Origin of the sequence: Staphylococcus agnetis (assembly GCF_011466855.1) — a bacterium.
Taxonomy (GTDB): domain Bacteria; phylum Bacillota; class Bacilli; order Staphylococcales; family Staphylococcaceae; genus Staphylococcus; species Staphylococcus agnetis.
This window is the reverse complement of sequence record NZ_CP045927.1, coordinates 1857691-1875596: the sequence shown is the minus strand read 5'-3', so window position 1 is coordinate 1875596 and position 17906 is coordinate 1857691. Positions and strand designations below refer to the sequence as shown.

Annotated in this window: 18 protein-coding genes and 1 pseudogene; 13 read left to right on the top strand and 6 right to left on the bottom strand. The window is 35.1% G+C overall.

Features of this window, described 5'->3' with window-relative positions:
• Nucleotides 1-344: 344 nt before the first annotated feature.
• Nucleotides 345-902 carry a TetR/AcrR family transcriptional regulator gene (locus GJE18_RS09630; RefSeq protein ID WP_060551699.1) on the top strand — a complete coding sequence of 186 codons (558 nt, stop codon included), beginning with the start codon at nt 345-347 and terminating at the stop codon, nt 900-902.
• A 90-nt stretch (nt 903-992) separates the two neighbouring features.
• Here the strand turns inward: GJE18_RS09630 and GJE18_RS09625 are convergent, their stop codons facing one another.
• Nucleotides 993-1613, bottom strand: coding sequence for a hypothetical protein (locus GJE18_RS09625; RefSeq protein WP_107376431.1), 621 nt, complete (start codon nt 1611-1613; stop codon nt 993-995).
• Between the two features lie 329 nt (nt 1614-1942).
• Here GJE18_RS09625 and GJE18_RS09620 point away from each other — a divergent pair, with 329 nt between their 5' ends.
• Nucleotides 1943-2848: an alpha/beta hydrolase fold domain-containing protein gene (locus GJE18_RS09620; RefSeq protein ID WP_060551697.1), complete on the top strand. Its 906-nt coding sequence runs from the start codon at nt 1943-1945 to the stop codon at nt 2846-2848.
• A gap of 237 nt (nt 2849-3085) precedes the next feature.
• Here GJE18_RS09620 and GJE18_RS12210 read toward each other — a convergent pair.
• Nucleotides 3086-3169: pseudogene (locus tag GJE18_RS12210) on the bottom strand (hypothetical protein); the annotation flags it as partial.
• On the opposite strand from GJE18_RS12210, the gene GJE18_RS09615 reads away from it, so the two are divergent.
• The gene (locus tag GJE18_RS09615) at nt 3129-4118 is read left to right on the top strand and encodes a PTS sugar transporter subunit IIC (RefSeq protein WP_223249663.1); all 990 of its coding nucleotides are present in this window, start codon (nt 3129-3131) and stop codon (nt 4116-4118) included. The pseudogene GJE18_RS12210 and the gene GJE18_RS09615 sit on opposite strands and share 41 nt — an antisense overlap.
• Nucleotides 4119-4459: 341 nt before the next feature.
• Here GJE18_RS09615 and GJE18_RS09610 read toward each other — a convergent pair whose 3' ends face one another.
• Nucleotides 4460-4939: a thioesterase family protein gene (locus tag GJE18_RS09610; RefSeq protein ID WP_060551695.1), complete on the bottom strand. Its 480-nt coding sequence runs from the start codon at nt 4937-4939 to the stop codon at nt 4460-4462.
• Between the two features lie 141 nt (nt 4940-5080).
• On the opposite strand from GJE18_RS09610, the gene fni reads away from it, so the two are divergent.
• Nucleotides 5081-6097, top strand: coding sequence for a type 2 isopentenyl-diphosphate Delta-isomerase (gene fni / locus GJE18_RS09605; RefSeq protein WP_390901911.1), 1017 nt, complete (start codon nt 5081-5083; stop codon nt 6095-6097).
• A gap of 323 nt (nt 6098-6420) precedes the next feature.
• A complete protein-coding gene (locus GJE18_RS09600; protein WP_037566615.1) occupies nt 6421-7623 on the top strand; it encodes a GTP-binding protein in 1203 nt (400 codons plus the stop codon).
• Between the two features lie 29 nt (nt 7624-7652).
• Here the strand turns inward: GJE18_RS09600 and gltS are convergent, their stop codons facing one another.
• The gene (gene gltS, locus GJE18_RS09595) at nt 7653-8864 is read right to left on the bottom strand and encodes a sodium/glutamate symporter (protein WP_060551692.1); all 1212 of its coding nucleotides are present in this window, start codon (nt 8862-8864) and stop codon (nt 7653-7655) included.
• 152 nt (nt 8865-9016) lie between these two features.
• Nucleotides 9017-9841: an AraC family transcriptional regulator gene (locus tag GJE18_RS09590; RefSeq protein ID WP_060551691.1), complete on the bottom strand. Its 825-nt coding sequence runs from the start codon at nt 9839-9841 to the stop codon at nt 9017-9019.
• Nucleotides 9842-10101: 260 nt separating this feature from the next.
• On the opposite strand from GJE18_RS09590, the gene GJE18_RS09585 reads away from it, so the two are divergent.
• Nucleotides 10102-10815 carry a hypothetical protein gene (locus GJE18_RS09585; RefSeq protein ID WP_133173848.1) on the top strand — a complete coding sequence of 238 codons (714 nt, stop codon included), beginning with the start codon at nt 10102-10104 and terminating at the stop codon, nt 10813-10815.
• A gap of 135 nt (nt 10816-10950) precedes the next feature.
• Complete coding sequence (locus GJE18_RS09580; protein ID WP_037566621.1) at nt 10951-12273, top strand: Na+/H+ antiporter NhaC family protein; 1323 nt, start codon at nt 10951-10953, stop codon at nt 12271-12273.
• Nucleotides 12274-12312: 39 nt separating this feature from the next.
• Here GJE18_RS09580 and GJE18_RS09575 read toward each other — a convergent pair whose 3' ends face one another.
• A complete protein-coding gene (locus tag GJE18_RS09575) occupies nt 12313-12921 on the bottom strand; it encodes a DNA-3-methyladenine glycosylase (protein ID WP_103345637.1) in 609 nt (202 codons plus the stop codon).
• Between the two features lie 200 nt (nt 12922-13121).
• Between GJE18_RS09575 and GJE18_RS09570 the strand changes: the two genes are divergently transcribed.
• The 6 genes from GJE18_RS09570 to GJE18_RS09545 all read left to right on the top strand — a co-directional run bounded on the left by GJE18_RS09570 (nt 13122) and on the right by GJE18_RS09545 (nt 17839).
• The gene (locus GJE18_RS09570) at nt 13122-13769 is read left to right on the top strand and encodes a DUF805 domain-containing protein (protein ID WP_060551688.1); all 648 of its coding nucleotides are present in this window, start codon (nt 13122-13124) and stop codon (nt 13767-13769) included.
• A gap of 173 nt (nt 13770-13942) precedes the next feature.
• Entirely contained in the window at nt 13943-14842 is a 900-nt protein-coding gene (locus tag GJE18_RS09565; protein WP_085622657.1) for an ABC transporter ATP-binding protein, read from the top strand.
• Nucleotides 14835-16067 (top strand): ABC transporter permease, encoded by a 1233-nt coding sequence (locus GJE18_RS09560; RefSeq protein WP_107368253.1) that lies wholly within the window; start codon nt 14835-14837, stop codon nt 16065-16067. Before GJE18_RS09565 ends, GJE18_RS09560 begins: the two co-directional genes overlap by 8 nt.
• 174 nt (nt 16068-16241) lie before the next feature.
• Nucleotides 16242-16568, top strand: coding sequence for a YnfA family protein (locus GJE18_RS09555; RefSeq protein WP_103345654.1), 327 nt, complete (start codon nt 16242-16244; stop codon nt 16566-16568).
• Between the two features lie 32 nt (nt 16569-16600).
• Entirely contained in the window at nt 16601-17608 is a 1008-nt protein-coding gene (locus tag GJE18_RS09550) for an aldose epimerase family protein (protein ID WP_060552505.1), read from the top strand.
• A gap of 30 nt (nt 17609-17638) precedes the next feature.
• Entirely contained in the window at nt 17639-17839 is a 201-nt protein-coding gene (locus GJE18_RS09545) for a helix-turn-helix transcriptional regulator (RefSeq protein ID WP_060551685.1), read from the top strand.
• The last annotated feature ends 67 nt before the right edge of the window (nt 17840-17906 follow it).

Below are 17906 nucleotides of genomic sequence, written 5' to 3'. Positions count from 1 at the left end.
AGAAGATGGACTTTGAAGGTTTTTCGTATGCTTAAAATTATCAGGTTATTGTATTGTTTATAAAAAGTTTAAGACAATATGAATAAGTAATTGAGTTTTTTCAAAGATTGAAGATTAATATGTAATAAAAAAGGAATAATAATTATGCATATCTTTAGAATTAATTCACTGAATCAGTTACTATAGGATAAGTTGGGTTTTTAAGAGTTGATTAAAACTCAATTTTTCTACAGATTAGATTGATTGTAGATTAATGTATCACATGATTAAGTACCATTTTAATGTATTTATTATTTAATTACGAAATGTATAATGAATGTAAATTTTTATAAAGGGGGAATGGGGTGGTTAGAATTCAAAAGCAAGACTTACGCATTATTAAAACAATATCCAAGTTAACCGAAGTTTTAATTCTATTACTTCAAACGCATCGTTATTCAAAAATTACTATTAATCAAATCTGTAATGAAGCGAATGTGCACAGAACCACTTTTTACAAACATTTTAAAGATAAAAATGAACTATTATTACATGTATTTGAAGCATCAACACAACCTTATTTCAAAAATGATATTAACCAAAGGATGGTTCAACCATTTACTTGTCTTGAACAAACGTTGAATCCTACGATTAGAGACATTTTAAAAATGCAAGAAAGCGATGTTAATTTTTATAAAATGTTAGTTCAATTTTTTACGCAAACTGTACATACTGATGTAAAAAGCCATATCAATGCTTTGCCACATGATCAACGTTTTCCATCAGAAGTATTTGGATATGTCCAGACAGCGATTATTTCATCTTTAAATCAGTGGCGTATTGATTCAAACACGGAATTTGATGCATCAAAAATGGACCATATTTATCAAACATTAATGCGCTATCGTTTTTCTAAATTTTAATGTAACCTTTTATTAAGAAATAAAGGATAGACGTGAAATAATGACATGTGAGGGATGTCACGATTTCACGTCTATCCTTTTTAAATAAGGTTATAGTTTAGGTCGTCTATTTCTAAAAAATAAACTTATAAAGTAGAATAATGTCGCGATACTTGAGAAAATAATCGCGTTGTGTAAACCATTTGCTTCTGTGAGTAGTGCAGATGGTTCAAGGTTTCCTAAATAGTGTGAGAATTTAGATGCTAATGCTTGAGCCGCTTCTCGAATCATAAAAAGGATGGCAATCGGAATGAGTGTCGCGCATAGTGCAATCACAACGTTCAATAATTTAATCAATGTACGATTAAAAACAAGAATTAATATTGAAAGTACAATATTAATGAATACCAATATGAAAAAGACATGGATCATCGTTAATAATATATTGAGATTGCTTTCCAAGTCACGCGTATCTATTAAAGACTGATGCCCTAACTCTTGTATCACATTTTTGAACTGTTGATAGTTAACAGTTTGATCTATAAAGTTCATTTTAAATAATGTATTGAAGTACATATGATATGCAGCAATTGCTGACAATACTAATGCAATCAGTGTCAAAATAAAACTAATCCAGGAGCGACGTTTTTTAGGGTTTAATTGCGTTTTATGTAATGAATGATTATGGAATTGGTGTTCAAATACCTGAGATGATTCGTTTGAAACTTTCATAAAGACTCCTTTCAGTTTCTTCAAATTAAAGTTAAGATTAAAATATAACACATATTATAGTATAACTTTTTATAAAATCATAGGTAAACCTAAAAGAGACGAAAAGGGTTCAGTTGATGAAGCGGTTACCGAGTAGTGGTATGTGTATATTCAACATTAAGTATAAAGCGCATGCTTTATAAATTACGTTTAAGGTTGCCACAACTGTTAACGAAGTGTAGCGTTAATAATGTCATAGAAATATTTTCCAAAAATATGAAAGCATTCACACTTAAAACGTATTATAATAGAACTATTCATATTAATTAATGGTAAAGTGAGGGATTGTATTGAAACGTTATGTTATGAGTAACTTGATGGGGCGTTATTTATCTCATCAACGTCATATTAAATTTAAGTCACAAGCTGAAATCGATGCTTTTCTTGAAAAGCGAGAAGTTTTAAATAAAGAGAAACATAAACAACCGGATCAAATTAATGTGAAGTCTAATTTGGTGAAAGATATGTTTGATGATATGCAAGTCTTCCGTTTCAATTTTGGTCATCACATAAAAAATAAAATTCTTTACATATATGGTGGTACTTTTGTATTGCAACCCTCTGTTTTTCATTGGCGGTTTATGGATAAACTCGCATACGAGACGTTACACGAAGTCGTATTACCAATTTATCCAAAAGCACCTGAATATACGTATAAAGAAACTCATGAAGCCATTGAACAAGCGTATCGTCGCTTATTAAAAGAAACAGAACCTTCAAACATCGTCATTATGGGAGATAGTTCAGGTGCGAACATGGCGCTAAGCTTTGTTCAAAAACATTTAAAAGAGCAAGAATTACCTTTGCCTAGTCAAGTGTATTTAATATCACCATGGCTTGACTTATCTTTGTCTAATCCTGATATCACGGAACAGGTTCAAAAGAAAGACCCTCTGCATAATGTGTCGAGTTTACAATCGATTGCAAAAGTCTGGGCTGATGATTTGGAAATAAAACATCCAAAAATATCACCTTTATATGGACCAGTACGAGGATTGCCACCAGTATATATGTTCGGAGGCACGATTGAATTGTTTTATCCAGATATGTTGAAATTAGAATCTTATTTTAATGCGGAGTTACAGCCAATTCATTTCTATCAATACAAAGATATGGTAACTGCTTTCCCATTATATCCAATTGTAGAATCACGTAAAGTTTTGAAGCAAATACGTAAAACAATCAATCAACCGTAATGTATGGGAACACGCATTTAAAAATAATGATCATCCATCAGTCATATGTATGTGACATAATAAAATAAGTCTATTTCGTGAACGTATAACAAATAGAAATATATATAAATACATGATTGTTCCGTGCAATCATGTATTTTTTTTAGTAAAATAAAATTTGTGATGAATCATTACATCTTAGTGATCACAAAAGTTTCGAACGCAAATAGCACAAGACGATTATTGAAAGGGGTAAGGCATGGATTTATTAATAGGGACGTTGTTTTTAGTTTTAGTACTTGTGATTTTTACATTATTTACATATCGTGCGCCAAGTGGGATGCGTGCAATGGGCGCCTTAGCCAATGCGGCAATTGCTTCATTTTTAGTTGAAGCTTTTAACAAATACGTTGGCGGTCAAGTATTTGGCATAAAGTTTTTGGAACAATTAGGAGATGCGGCTGGTGGACTTGGTGGCGTGGCAGCTGCTGGTTTAACTGCGTTAGCAATTGGTGTTTCACCCGTTTATGCACTTGTTATCGCTGCAGCATGTGGAGGCATGGATTTACTACCGGGATTCTTCGCTGGATATATCATCGGTTATTTAATGAAATATACTGAGAAATATGTTCCAGATGGGTTGGATTTATTAGGAGCAGTGATTGTCATTGCACCTTTAGCACGCCTGATTGCAATTGGCTTGTCACCAGTTGTCGATAGTACGCTTATTAAAATAGGTGACATTATTAAAAGTTCAATGGATGTCAATCCAATCATTATGGGGATCATTTTAGGCGGCATTATTACAGTTGTAGGTACTGCACCATTAAGTTCGATGGCCTTAACGGCACTATTAGGCTTAACAGGTGTGCCAATGGCAGTAGGGGCGATGGCTGCTTTCAGTTCTGCATTTATGAATGGGACATTATTTCACAGATTAAAATTAGGTGACCGTAAGTCAACGATTTCAGTGAGTATAGAACCTTTATCTCAAGCAGATATCGTATCCGCGAATCCGATACCTGTTTATATCACTAATTTCTTAGGCGGCGCATCAGCAGGGTTAGTGATTGCGATGAGTGGCATGATTAATGATGCAACAGGTACAGCAACACCAATTGCCGGATTTTTAGTGATGTTTGGTTTTAATCATTGGAGTACCGTTTTAATATACGGTGTGATAATGGCAGTGATTGGTACGATTTGGGGGTTTGTAGGATCATTAATTTTCAAAAATTATCCTATTGTGACGAAACAAGATATGATCGCACGTGGCGCTGTAGACGCATAAAACAATGGGATTAGGACATACATCATTAAACCTATGATTGTCCCTAACGCCTCGCTTTTCTAGGCGCCTTACCTCAACTAATTTTGAGAGTAAAAATGTAAGAGATTGTTGCTCTCAAAATGGATTTTCGGTTGCGGCTAAATGCCTCAGAAGTCTCGGTTAAGGGATCAATCACAATGCATCATAGTGTCCTTCACTAAGACTAAACCGATATATAGATAAAAAATAGCTAACAAAGTTCACGTATAAATGAATTTTGTTAGCTTATTTTAAATTAATAAATTTGCTATCTGCCAGCCTCGTTTTACTTAATGGGGCTCAAAGTCGTGCACAGGTCTACTTTAATTTTTGGATGGAATACCTATTGGATGACCGAGCTGTTGAGGAAAATCAAGGTTACCTTGAGACTGAGCATAGGTTTGGATTAGTGCAAAGATATCGTCGGGAAATGGTGCAGGCTTTTGAGTTTTACGACTCATGCCCATCATCATCGTTTCGGCTGTCGCACAAGTTTCATTCGTATTTTCATTTATGAGTGTTAAAAAGAAATGGATCCGTTTATCGTCCATATCATAGATTGCAACTTCAATTTTAAACGGTGTTCCTTTTTTTAATTCTTTTAAATAAGAAATATGTGTTTCTAATGTAAAGACTGTATATTGACGTGCATCGCGTTCCGCATTTGTTAAACCTACTTGATCGTGAAAGTGATCAATCGCTAAACTGAAAACACGTGCATATTCAGCATCATTCATATGACCATTACGGTCTATCCAAGCTTCTTGGACTTCATTTTTATCATAAAATGGAAATTGTAACATGAGTCACACTCCTTCAACAATTTTTCATTAATACTATATTAACCTATTTTATAACTTTCACGCATGTCTACACATATAAATGTGATATAGTTAAATTGATATGAGTATATGGAGGGATGCAGGTTGGTAAATCAAAGAGAGATGCGAAAAAATGAACATGTTAAATTAGCGTTAGCACAATCGTCTTTACCAATATCAGATTTTGATCGCATCCATTTTGTCCATCATGCGATTCCGAATATGAATACGCGTGATGTAACAATGGTGTCGCAATTTCCAGACTTTCAATTGTCAAAAGCATTATATATTAATGCGATGACAGGGGGATCAGATTGGACATTAGAGATCAATCAAAAATTGGCACAAGTCGCACGCGAAGTCGGTATACCCATGGCAGTGGGTAGCATGCATGCTGCGTTAAACAATGATGCAGTGAAACAGTCATTTGCGATTGTGAGACAAGAAAACCCTGATGGTGAAGTATGGGCAAACGTGAGTGCAGATGCGACACTTGAAGAGGCAAAACGTGCAATTGAGATGATAGATGCAGCGGCGCTACAAATTCACGTCAATGCCCCGCAAGAATTGGTTATGCCAGAAGGAAATAGAAACTTCGAACACTGGTCAGCATCGATTGCAAGGATTGTAGCAGGTGTTCATGTGCCAGTTATCGTGAAAGAAGTCGGCTTTGGCATGAGCTATGAAACCATTCGTTCACTGATTCAATGTGGTGTCACGTATGTTGACGTTAGTGGCAAAGGTGGTACCAATTTTGCAGCGATAGAGAATGAAAGACGGAAACTAAAGGATATGTCATATATGCAAGAATGGGGGCAGTCTACAGTTGTTTCACTATTAGAAGCACGTAATCTGAATAACCGTATTCATATTTTAGCGAGTGGGGGCATTAGAAACCCGCTTGATGCGATTAAGGCATTGCGATTAGGCGCAGAGGGCATTGGTATGTCACGTCATATTCTTCAAGTTGTTCAAGAAGAAGGTGTAGCGGTTGGCATTGATTATTTAAATGCGTTTCATGAACAGATGATAAAAATCATGACGCTGTTAAACGTTAAGGATATCGTCTCGTTACGTCAATCTTCTATTGTAATAGATGATTACTTAAAATCATGGATTCAACAACGACAACTATACTAAGTTGAATAAAATAAATATTTCACAAGGACTGGGACACAAATCATTTCAATTTTTGGTTCCGTCTTAATGCTCCAAAAGTCTCACTTAAAGAATCAATCACAATTCATTACACGGTACATCACTAAGATTAAATTTATTTGGATAGATAATAGCCAATAAAGTTCATATATAAATGAATTTTTTTGGCTTCTTTAATTAACAGGGGCCTTATGTCCCTGTTTTTTTTATTGTCTCAAATTTTTCTCAGTCTATTGCATTGTAATAAAATGTGGCGTATACTTTTAAATCGTAACAATTACGATTTAAAAGTGGAGGGTCTAATCATGAAGAAAGTACCAGTTACAGTTTTGAGTGGTTATCTCGGTTCAGGGAAAACAACTTTACTAAATCATATTTTAAATCAGCGTGAAGGACGACGCATCGCTGTGATTGTAAATGATATGAGTGAAGTCAATATCGATAAGGATTTAGTTGCTGAAGGTGGGGGCTTATCACGCACAGATGAAAAATTAGTAGAGTTATCTAACGGATGTATTTGTTGTACTTTACGTGAAGATTTACTAAAAGAAGTGGAACGTATCGTTGAAAAAGGGGGTATTGACCATATTGTTATTGAATCAACAGGTATTTCAGAGCCAGTACCCGTAGCACAAACATTCTCATACGTCGATGAGGAACTAGGTATTGATTTAACAGAAATCTGTCAATTAGATACAATGGTAACCGTTGTTGATGCGAATCGCTTTATAAATGATTATCAGTCTGGAGATATGTTACTTGATCGAGATCAAGCAGTAGGAGAAGAAGATGAGCGTACAGTAGCAGATTTGCTCATTGATCAAATAGAATTTTGCGATGTGCTGATCTTAAATAAAATAGATTTAGTATCAGAAGAAGATGCAAATCGTTTAGAGGCAATGTTACGTAAATTACAACCATCAGCAGAAATCATCCGAACAGTTAATTCTGAAGTATCCTTAGACAAAGTATTGGATACTGGAAAATTTGATTTCGAAAAAGCAAGTCAATCTGCAGGATGGTTACAAGAGTTAGAAGCAGGAGGGCACGAAACACATACACCTGAAACAGAAGAGTATGGTATTTCGTCCTTTGTATATAAGCGACGCTTACCCTTTCATGCTGAACGCTTTAATGAATGGTTAGAGCATATGTCTGAATCTATCGTGCGTGCGAAAGGGATTGCTTGGCTAGCACAATATAACAATGTCGCTTGTTTAGTGTCTCAAGCAGGAACAGCTGTGGACATTCATCCTGTAACATATTGGGTTGCAGCGATGCCTAAAGCGGAACGTGCGGCGATTTTACAAGAACGTGAAGATGTGCGTGCAGATTGGGATCCTGAGTATGGTGACCGTCACACACAACTTGTTATTATAGGAATCGATTTAGATAAGGCACAAATTGAAAAAGACTTGGATGCTTGTCTTTTAAATCGTCACGAAATCGATGCGGATTGGTCTCAATTAAAAAGTCCATATGAATGGGAAATTGTAAGACAATCATAAAAAAGTCTGGCACGAATGCCAGACTTTTTTTAAGGTTTAAAAATATTAATAAATGTTGTAATAATTGGTACCCCTAATAAATCAACTAAAAATGCCCCTACAATTGGTACAACAAGATAGGCTCTTGGAGAGTTACCAAACTTCTTTGTAATTGCATCTAAATTTGCCATCGCATTCGGTGTAGCACCTAAGCCGTGACCAATGAATCCACCAATCATTACGGCAGCATCATAATTTTTTCCGAGTAATCGGAAGACGATAAAGATTGAGAATAATGCCACGAAAATAATTTGACATATTACGATGATAACAAGAGGTAACGCTAAGTCGTAAATTTCCGTAATGTTAATACTCATTAACGCTAATGATAAGAAAACACCTAACGAAATATCACCAATACGGTTTGTAAATTTTAAATCAATTAAGTTTAAGTTTCCGTATTCAGATATGTTGCGAATGATTACAGCGATAAACATTGCCGCAACATATAGTGGAATGTTAAATCCTGTTAAATCTGTAAATAATTCTCCTAAGTATGTGCCAACTGCCATACAGAATAGCAGAATGGCTATTTGAATAAAAAACACTTCCGAAAATGAAAAGCGTTTATGTAAATGTGTATTTTCATCGATTTCAGAGTAGTCTTTTTGTTCGTTTTCAATTTGTTTCGGTGCAAGATCATGTTTTTTAATTAAATAACGAACCACAGGACCTCCAATAAGACCACCTGCGACTAAACCAAGTGTTGCGGCAGCAAGAGCAGCTGTTACAGCTGAGTTAACGCCTAAGTTTTGGATAGTTTGTCCATAAGCTGCGGCGTTACCATGGCCACCTTCCATTGACATTGCCCCTGCAGTTAAACCTAGTAATGGATCAATACCTAATACTTTTGAAAGGGAAACACCAATCACGTTTTGCATTGTCGCAAGGACACCACAAAGTACCCAATAAACAATAAGGACCTTTCCACCTAACTTTAGGAGCTTAAATGAAGCACCTAAACCAATTGTAGTGAAAAAGGCTAACATGAAAAAGTCTTGGAAAAATTTTCCGTTTAATTTAATTGTTAAAATGCCTGTGCTAGATAAAATAGCTGCTAAGATTGCAAATATTAAACCACCTATTACCGGGGACGGGATACTCAAACGGTTAAATATAGCGACCCTGTTGACAATGGCGTGCCCTATGAGTAAAAGAAACACGGCAAGACACAAGGTTGATATTTCATTTAATTCAATCATGCTGGGTTATCCTCCTCGTATAAATAATGAGAGCGCTTTATACGCTCACGTCAGTTTATTATACTACATGAGAAATAAAAATCTATATTAAATTTATGTTAAAGAGATTAATACATGTTTACGTGTAAAATACCTATTTTGCAATGTTTAAATTATTTATACATCTTCCGATACGTTGAAGGGGGCATGTCAAAATGCTTACGAAACGCTTTTGAGAATAATAACGGATCATTGTATCCGACATTTTGAGCAATCTCTTGAATAGGCTTTGAAGTCGTTTTAAGCATTGAGGATGCATGGTATAACCGTAAATAGACTAGGTATTGTTGAGGCGATTGATCCATCCACTTCATAAACAATTTGTATAAATAACTGCGACTTACTTTAGCATGCTGTGCCACATCATCAATCGAAATCGTATGCATATAATGTTGATTCATATAATTCACAGCGGCTTGTACGCTAGAGTATATTTCATTAGGATGGCTTTCAAAAGGTTTAGGAGAAAGTTGTGTTAGTAAAAATAATAATTTATATAAGTCACTTAAATGGTGAATATCATCAGATGCTGTGGTTTCATAGGTGATGGCACGTTCGCATATTTGATACATTAATTTGGAAAGTTTCGAAGTATCTTGGTTTAATACGACAGGACAGTCGATGAGCGTGGTGCGTTTTAAATAGTCCATTGCTAAGTTTCCGCTAAAACCCACCCAATGATAGGTCCATGGATCATCAGTTGACGCTTCGTAATGGACACGCATGCCTTCTCGTAATAAAAACATATCTCCTGCTTTTAACTCATAAGACGTGTGTTGGTGTGTGAACGTTCCTGTTCCAGACATAATAATGTGTAATACAGCAGGCTTTACGACTGTATATTGATAACTTACATTAGGGGTGCCAATTTCAATACCACATTCATCAATATTCGCTTCAAAATGATTCTTTTTAAATAATTTCCATAATAATTGCACGAGAACAACTCCTTTAATATGGAAACATTTTACCATGTTTTTGAATGATAGTAATATATTACAAGTGAAAAAAGTGTGTTAAGTTATGAAAGTACAAAAAAGTGTAGTCTTATTTATTGGAGGTCTATTATGTATATAGAAAAAAACGCATTACTCATTATAAAAATCAAAATCGTATTTCATCTCCTAGACTTATAACACCATTTATGAATAAACATGAATATTTTAATATATCTCAAAAGGAAGAAGCGGCAGCATGTATGCCTATAAAATTTGTCAGCAAATTTGAAGATTACTCATCATTATTGCTGGACGACGTATCGCATCAAGGGCATAAAGATAACGCCGTGGTTCCAAATGTCTGTACAACGTTAACAGCTCAATTTATGGTAGATGATTATGACAAAGCTCAAGATTACCATTTATATGTGCATGACATTCTATGTCCGATGCTGATTGTTATTGATGACGCCATCGTTTCTTATATAGAACCAGATGACACATATCACCGTATCGATATCACACATCTCGTTACCTCGGGTAGTCATGAATTAAAAATAATAGCTTATCAAAAATGCAATGATGCAACATATCCGTCTGCCAACATTTTACTAGATGACATCTATATTGTTACGCGTGCTTATGATCGTATAGAAGATTTTGATATATATTGTCAATATGAATCTGAAACAGGTTTGTTACAACCTACCTTAAATATTAAAGATATCGAAGGTGCACCTCAAATCACTTACAGTATTCTTGATCAGTTTGGAGAAACGTTAGTTACAGATGAGGTCAATATTGATCAATCGAACCGTTTGAATCTCAACGCGATTACTTTAGATGACAGTACTATTCATCATTTAACTTTAATGCTCGAAACGCAAGATGAAGTCATCATGCATGAATTAATGATGAAATTTGTGATGCCTACTATAGAAGCACAACACCCTACAAAAGTATTTACGATGTAGTAAAAACAAGTGTACAAGTGAATATTAAAGGGTGTATACGCATACAATTTTAACTTTAAAAAAAGTTAGACTTGTCAAATTGTTATATGGGTGTATAATTCATATCATAAAACTATGGATTAAGGAGCGTCACCCATGTCAAACGAATTACGAAGTCAGAAACATTATGGGGCATTAGCGTTATTGCCATTGGTTGTATTTTTAATTATATATGTTGGTGTAGGATTATTTTTTACAATCATAGGAAAAGACGAAGCATTTAATCAACTACCGAGACATGTTGCGATTATGATTGCCATTGCCATCGCTTGGCTCGCTTATGATAGACGTACCCCTTTAGCAAAAAAAGTAAAAATCTTTACTGAAAATGCTGGGTCGTCAGGTATCGCTGAATTAGGATTGATTTTATTACTTGCAGGGGCATTTGCAAGTGCAGCGAGCGCATCAGGCGGTCAAGACGCATTAGTTAATATGGGATTGTCAATAATACCACCTAGTTTATTAATTCCAGGTATTTTTGCGATGAGTGCATTTGTAGCTACGGCAATGGGGACATCAACCGGCACACAAGCTGCGTTTTTACCTATCGGCATTGCAGTCGCACAATCTGCAGATTTAAATGTGGCAGCGGCTGCAGCGGCTGTGATTGCTGGTGCGTATTTTGGGGACAATTTATCGATTATTTCTGATACTACGATTGCAGCAACTACAGGGGTAGGCGCAAATATGAAAGATAAATTTAAAGCGAATTTTATGATTGCATTACCCGCTGCGGTCATTACGTTTATTATTTATGCGATTGTAGGAGGCACAGGTAAGATTAAAGGTGACTTGTCCTTCAATTTCTTTGATATCATCCCGTATCTATTTGTATTAATTGCCGCAATTGCCGGCATGAATGTCATGTTTGTTTTACTTTCAGGGATTGTATTAACAGGCATTATCGGTATGATTCGTGGTCATTTGCACTTCTTTGAATGGACAGCCAAAGTTGGAGAAGGTATGGAATCTACGTTTAGTATCTTTTTAGTGGCCTTCTTAATTTCTGGGCTTGTCGCATTGATTCGATATTACGGTGGTATTGATTGGATTGTCGAAACGATGAAAAAGCAAGCACGTGGGCGCAAAAGTGCCGAGTATGCAATGGGGATTTTATCGGGTATTTTATCAGCAGCGCTCGTTAACAATGTCGTTGCAATTTTAATTGCAGCACCTATCGCTAAAGAAATTGGCGATGCTTCACAAATTCCGCCGAAACGGATGGCAAGTATTTTGGATATCTTTGCCGCAAGTGCTTTAATGGTGTTACCTCACGATAGTGGAATGTTAATGGCCGAACAATTCGGCAATGTGTCTTATTTAGAAGTACTCCAATATTCATTTTATCCAGTTATTTTAATATTATGTACTTTTATATCAATTCATTTAGGTATGTTTAAAGGAAAGAAAGCAGCATAATAGAAAGCGCACGCGAACGAATCATCGCGTGCGTTTTTTCTATTTCCAAGTCTCATCAGGGTGTATATAATCCCGTTTACGTTGGTGAGAGACGTAAGGATTACCGTGCACAGTATATCTTAAAGGTTTATGTGTCCATTGACCTTTATTAGGAATACCAATACGTGGACTTTCAACGATGTTGCGTGGATATTTACGGTTTTTTGTATCTATTTTTAAACGGCCTTCATTGAGCCGAGTGCCATCTATAGTACGTGGAATTTGCATCGCAGTCGTAAATTTACCGGGTCCATTTGTGAGCTCATAACCTGATTTACCTCGATTTTGAATCATCATTTCAATGCCATCCTCTGGTTCTATTGCACGAATCAGTACGCCTTCTGGAACACCTTTTGCTTGAGTAACAAAATTAATGAGCAGATAACGGTGCATCATATGACCATAAATGGTTCCACCTAACTGATAAAGCGAACGTACTTTAGGTGTTTGTTTACCTTTATAGCCATGTGCGGCTTGATCTTCAAAACCTAAATACGCTTCCGTCTCTACGATGTAACCCGTATAAGTCATTTGATTACTCTCATAAATGAGTTTAACGCCAAGTAAGTCTTTCGCAACCTCTGTCGTAGGTCGGTGAATAAAATCCATAATGAACTGCCTCCAATAAGTCATTACTGTAAGTGTAACGAAAAGAACACGTTGCGTAAAAGGAGAACACCTAAATTTATTATAATCCTAATCATAAGCATTATTATTGTTAAAAATCAATATTTAATTTTTAACAAAAGTTTAATATACTTATGGTAAGGTTTTATATGGATTAAAATTTAAAAGGGGGACTATCTTCTATGATAGCAACACCGCAAGTAGGTTTTTTAGAAGCTTTTAAGCTCTTTTGGTTGAACTATATTAACTTTAAGGGTCGTAGTCGACGTAGTGAGTATTGGTGGGTCATGTTATGGCATATAATTATACTTCTACCGTTTAATTTTTTAAGGGCCTTAGCATCTGCCATTTCAGATGAATTAAGTTACATAATTCTAACCATTATCATCTTGTATTATATAGTAACGTTTCTTCCTAATTTGGCACTCACAGCGAGACGTTTTCATGATTACGGCTTTTCAATGTTAGTACCGATCATTAATATAATTGTGTGTATTTTAGGCTATTTGAACTTAATAATAGTAGTAAGTTCAATGGTTGGCCTAATCGCAAGTTCTTCATCAACTTTTGGTGTGATAGCTTTAAATTTTTTAATCCTTTTTATCATTGCTTCGTTTGGCTTACAAATTTTTATATTAGTGATTAGTGTTATGGATAGTAAAGAGGAAGCGAACAAGTATGGACCTTCACCTAAGTATGTGCAGTATGAAGCATCATACATAGAACCTAATCAGGGCAACATGCATCAACAAACGCATCAACCTATAACATCTAATGAAGAAGGATTACCTCAGAAAGACAATTACAACACGGATCATAAAAATATGTAATTACAAAAGATGCAGAACAACAATCACTACGATTATTGTTCTGCTTTTTTATATTTTCTTAAATTAAAGGTATCTTTATGTAAACTATATAAGTCTTTTTGACAAATATATTTGTCAAATCAAAGCGTGTTATAGTATACTTACATTATCAAATAGAGAAAGGGCGATACGCTATGTCATTAAAGGTGGCGCATGTCAGCAAGAAGTTTAAAGATATCACAGCCGTCGATGATATTTCTTTCGAGCTTGAAACGGGTAAAATGTTAGGGTTTTTGGGACGAAATGGTGCAGGTAAAACGACGACATTTCGTATGATTTTAGGATTAACTGAACCGTCAGAAGGTGAGATTTATTTTAACGGTGAGACGATTAAGGCTTCCCATTATGATGTAATCGGTTATTTACCTGAAGAACGTGGCTTACATGCGAAATTAAAAGTTGAAGAAGAGTTAACGTATTTGGCAACGCTAAAAGGGATGCCTAAAAAAGAAATTAAACGCGCGATTGACTATTGGTTAGAACGATTTCATATTACTGAACATCGAAACAAAAAAATTGAATCTTTATCAAAAGGGAATCAACAGAAAGTGCAACTTCTTGCGAGTATGATTCATGAACCTCAGTTGCTTATTTTGGACGAACCCTTTAGTGGTCTTGATCCAGTCAATGTTGAATTGTTAAAAAAAGCCGTAATTGAATTGAATCAAAAGGGAACGACCATCATTTTTAGTTCACATCGCATGGAACATATCGAAGAATTGTGTGATGACGTATGCATTTTAAATAGAGGACAAATGGTAGTACAAGGGCCAATTCAAACGGTGAAACGTAACAGTGGTTATCAGCGTGTAGTTATCGAATCCACATTTAATTTAGACGACTTAAAAGATGTCCCTGGTGTGATTGATACAAAACATACACCTCAAAAATATGTTTTCATTATTGAAAATGAAGATGTAGCGAAAGTATTATATTCCAAAATACAAACATTTGGATATGTGAAACATTTTGAAGTGCTTGATCCAACAATTCAAGAAATTTTTATTGAAAAAGTGGGTGATCATCATGCATAAGTTTTTAGCGACATTCAAATTAACCTATTTCAGTAAACTTAAATCAAAAGCCTTTGTTATTACAACATTATTATTTATGTTAGCAATTATTGGGATAGCCAATGCAGACAAAATTATAAAAATGTTTGATGATGGTCAGAATCACATTGCGATTATTACTCAAGATAATCAAGTGTTTAACTATATTAAAAAAACGAATGAAGCATTACATAAAGACACAACTTATAAGAAACTTTCAGCATCTAAAGTTGATCAAGCATTAAAAGATGAAAAGATTGATCAAGCTTATATTATTAATACAGATGACGGCCGTTTATCGGCAACAATTAAAGCGAGTAAAGCACCGTCTGAAGAAGAGCAAAAAAAGCTTCAAACTGTTTTAACACAATATCAATCACAACAAGTCGCTCAAAAATTAGGACTGTCAGCTCAAGAACAAAAACAATTGTTTACACCAAGTAACGTGGATACAAAAGTGATTAAAGTGGGAGAAGGACAATCAATTAACCAAAATGAAAAAGATTTTAGTTCCTTTATTGTAATGCTAGGCAGTTTCTTAATGATGTTTATTATTTTGAATTATGCGAATCAAATTGCAATGGAAGTCGCAACTGAAAAAACATCAAGAGTATCTGAAATGATAATTACCAGTGTGAAACCCTCACTTCATATTATTGCTAAAATTTCAGGGGTGCTCGCCGTTGCGTTGACACAAATTGTTGCGATTGCTGCAACCATAGTTGCATGTATCATCTTTTTTGATCTTGGAAAAAAATTAAAAGGGTTGGACTTTATGCTCACACCGCACATTACAAGATTGATTGTTTTTGGCATCATCTTTTTATTAATAGGTGTGTTCACATATGTCGTTTTTGCAGCCATATTAGGTAACTTAACCGCAAGAATTGAAGATATGGGTCAAACGTTAATGCCATTAACGATGTTGATGCTTGCGAGTTTTTATACGGGCTACTTTAGTGCAGTTACAAACCCAGATAACCTTTTCGTTAAAATTATGAGTCATGTTCCATTTTTCTCACCATTTGTTACATTTGCGAGATTATCAATTCCTGAAACACCAACTTATGAAGGAATTATCGCAATAGTAATTCACATTGTGCTCATTTTGGTGCTTTTCTACTTTGCAAAAAAATCATATCAAAATGCAGTACTTACTTTTGAAAAAGGTTGGTGGAAAGCATTAAAACGGGCACTTCAAAAATAAAAGATAAATGGTAGATATTCATTCGAATCTGTCTCGTGAATGACCATATAAGTCTTCAAATCTCGTATATATGCGATATTTGAAGGCTTTTTTAAATGACACAAAAAATTCTATCCACAAGTATTGTTGAAACTGATACAATATAAAAAAAGTATTTGAGGTGGAATCATGGGCATTTTTTATCCCATCGCGATATTCATTTTAGCCGGTTTCTGTGAAATAGGTGGGGGTTATCTGATTTGGCTATGGTTAAGAGATGATAAGCCGATGTGGTTAGGTTTAGCCGGAGGAATGATTCTAATGCTTTACGGCATGATTGCAACGTTTCAAAGTTTTCCGACATTTGGACGTGTGTACGCTGCTTATGGTGGCGTCTTCATTATCTTAAGTTTACTGTGGGCACACTGGATTGACCATGAACCACCTGATAAATATGATGTTATTGGCGGTATCATTTGCATTGTAGGGGTATTAGTGATGGTGCTTCCATCAAGAGGTTGATTGGAGCGCATTTAAAGGAGTTAGATGAAAGTATGAAAATTGGGATTGAACATCAAGCGAATGGCATAGATTTAATAAAAATACATCATAAAACCATGTCTATCGTCTTCACAAATTATGGCGCACGTATTGTCAGTTGGAAAATCGATCATAATAATATTGTTTTAGGGAATGAAGTTGAAGCGGATGAATTTTATCCTAATCATCCATATTATTTTGGTGCAACCATAGGTCGTTATGCGGGTAGAATAGACAAAGGCACCTTCACATTAAATCACCAAACGTATCATGTTGAAACAAACGCTGAAGGTCATCATTTACATGGCGGGTCTAAGGGATTATCGTCACGTTTATTTGATTATAGTATTCATCAACATGGACATGATGTGAAGGTCATTTTTACGACGCAAGTACTGAGTTCTGAGGATAATTTCCCGGGTAATATAGATGTGCGTATTGTCTTTACTTATGATGTAACCAATACTTGGACGATTGAATACTATGCAAATTCAACAGAAGATACACTATTTAATCCAACAAATCATGCTTATTTTAATTTAAATCCAGATAATAGAACAATCGATAATCATGTTTTAATAAGTGACAAAATGCATTTATTTCCTTTGAATGATGCACGGTTACCTCAGAATAAGCCGATTGATTTAATAAAAACAATGGGTGTCAATCGTATTCCGATTCAAACAATATTTCAATCACAAGATCCTAGGTTACATCCTCAAATCGAACGTTTTAAAGGATTAGATCATCCTATGGAAGTTGGTAACGGAAAACTTACATTATCAAACGATAAAGTGAAATTACATGTCATTACAGATCGACCACAAATTGTAGTGTATACATTTAATTCACCAGAAAAGCGAACACATGCGAATCAGCTCTTTAAATCTCATTCTGGTATTGCATTGGAAACGCAAAGTATGCCTAATGACATACATATGTTTGGTCATAAAGCGCATTCTATCTTACGCGCCAACACACCGTTTTATTCAAAAACATCCTATCAAGTTGAACCTATGTAAAAAAATTTGTGCGCTAAAGGAGATGACGCAATGCGTACACGTTTAAAAGAATTACGTGCACGTGAGGGCTATAATCAAACAGAATTGGCCAAAAAAGCTGGTGTCTCAAGACAAACCATCTCACTTATTGAACGTAATGAATTTATGCCCTCTATTCTAACGGCGTTTAAAATCGCTCGAATATTTGGAGAAAAGGTAGAAGATGTATTCATATTTGATGAAGACCACTAACATCATGTGTAGTACAGCGTCACTATCATTGTAAAATATCAATCGCCCTCACAATTCATTTTAAATG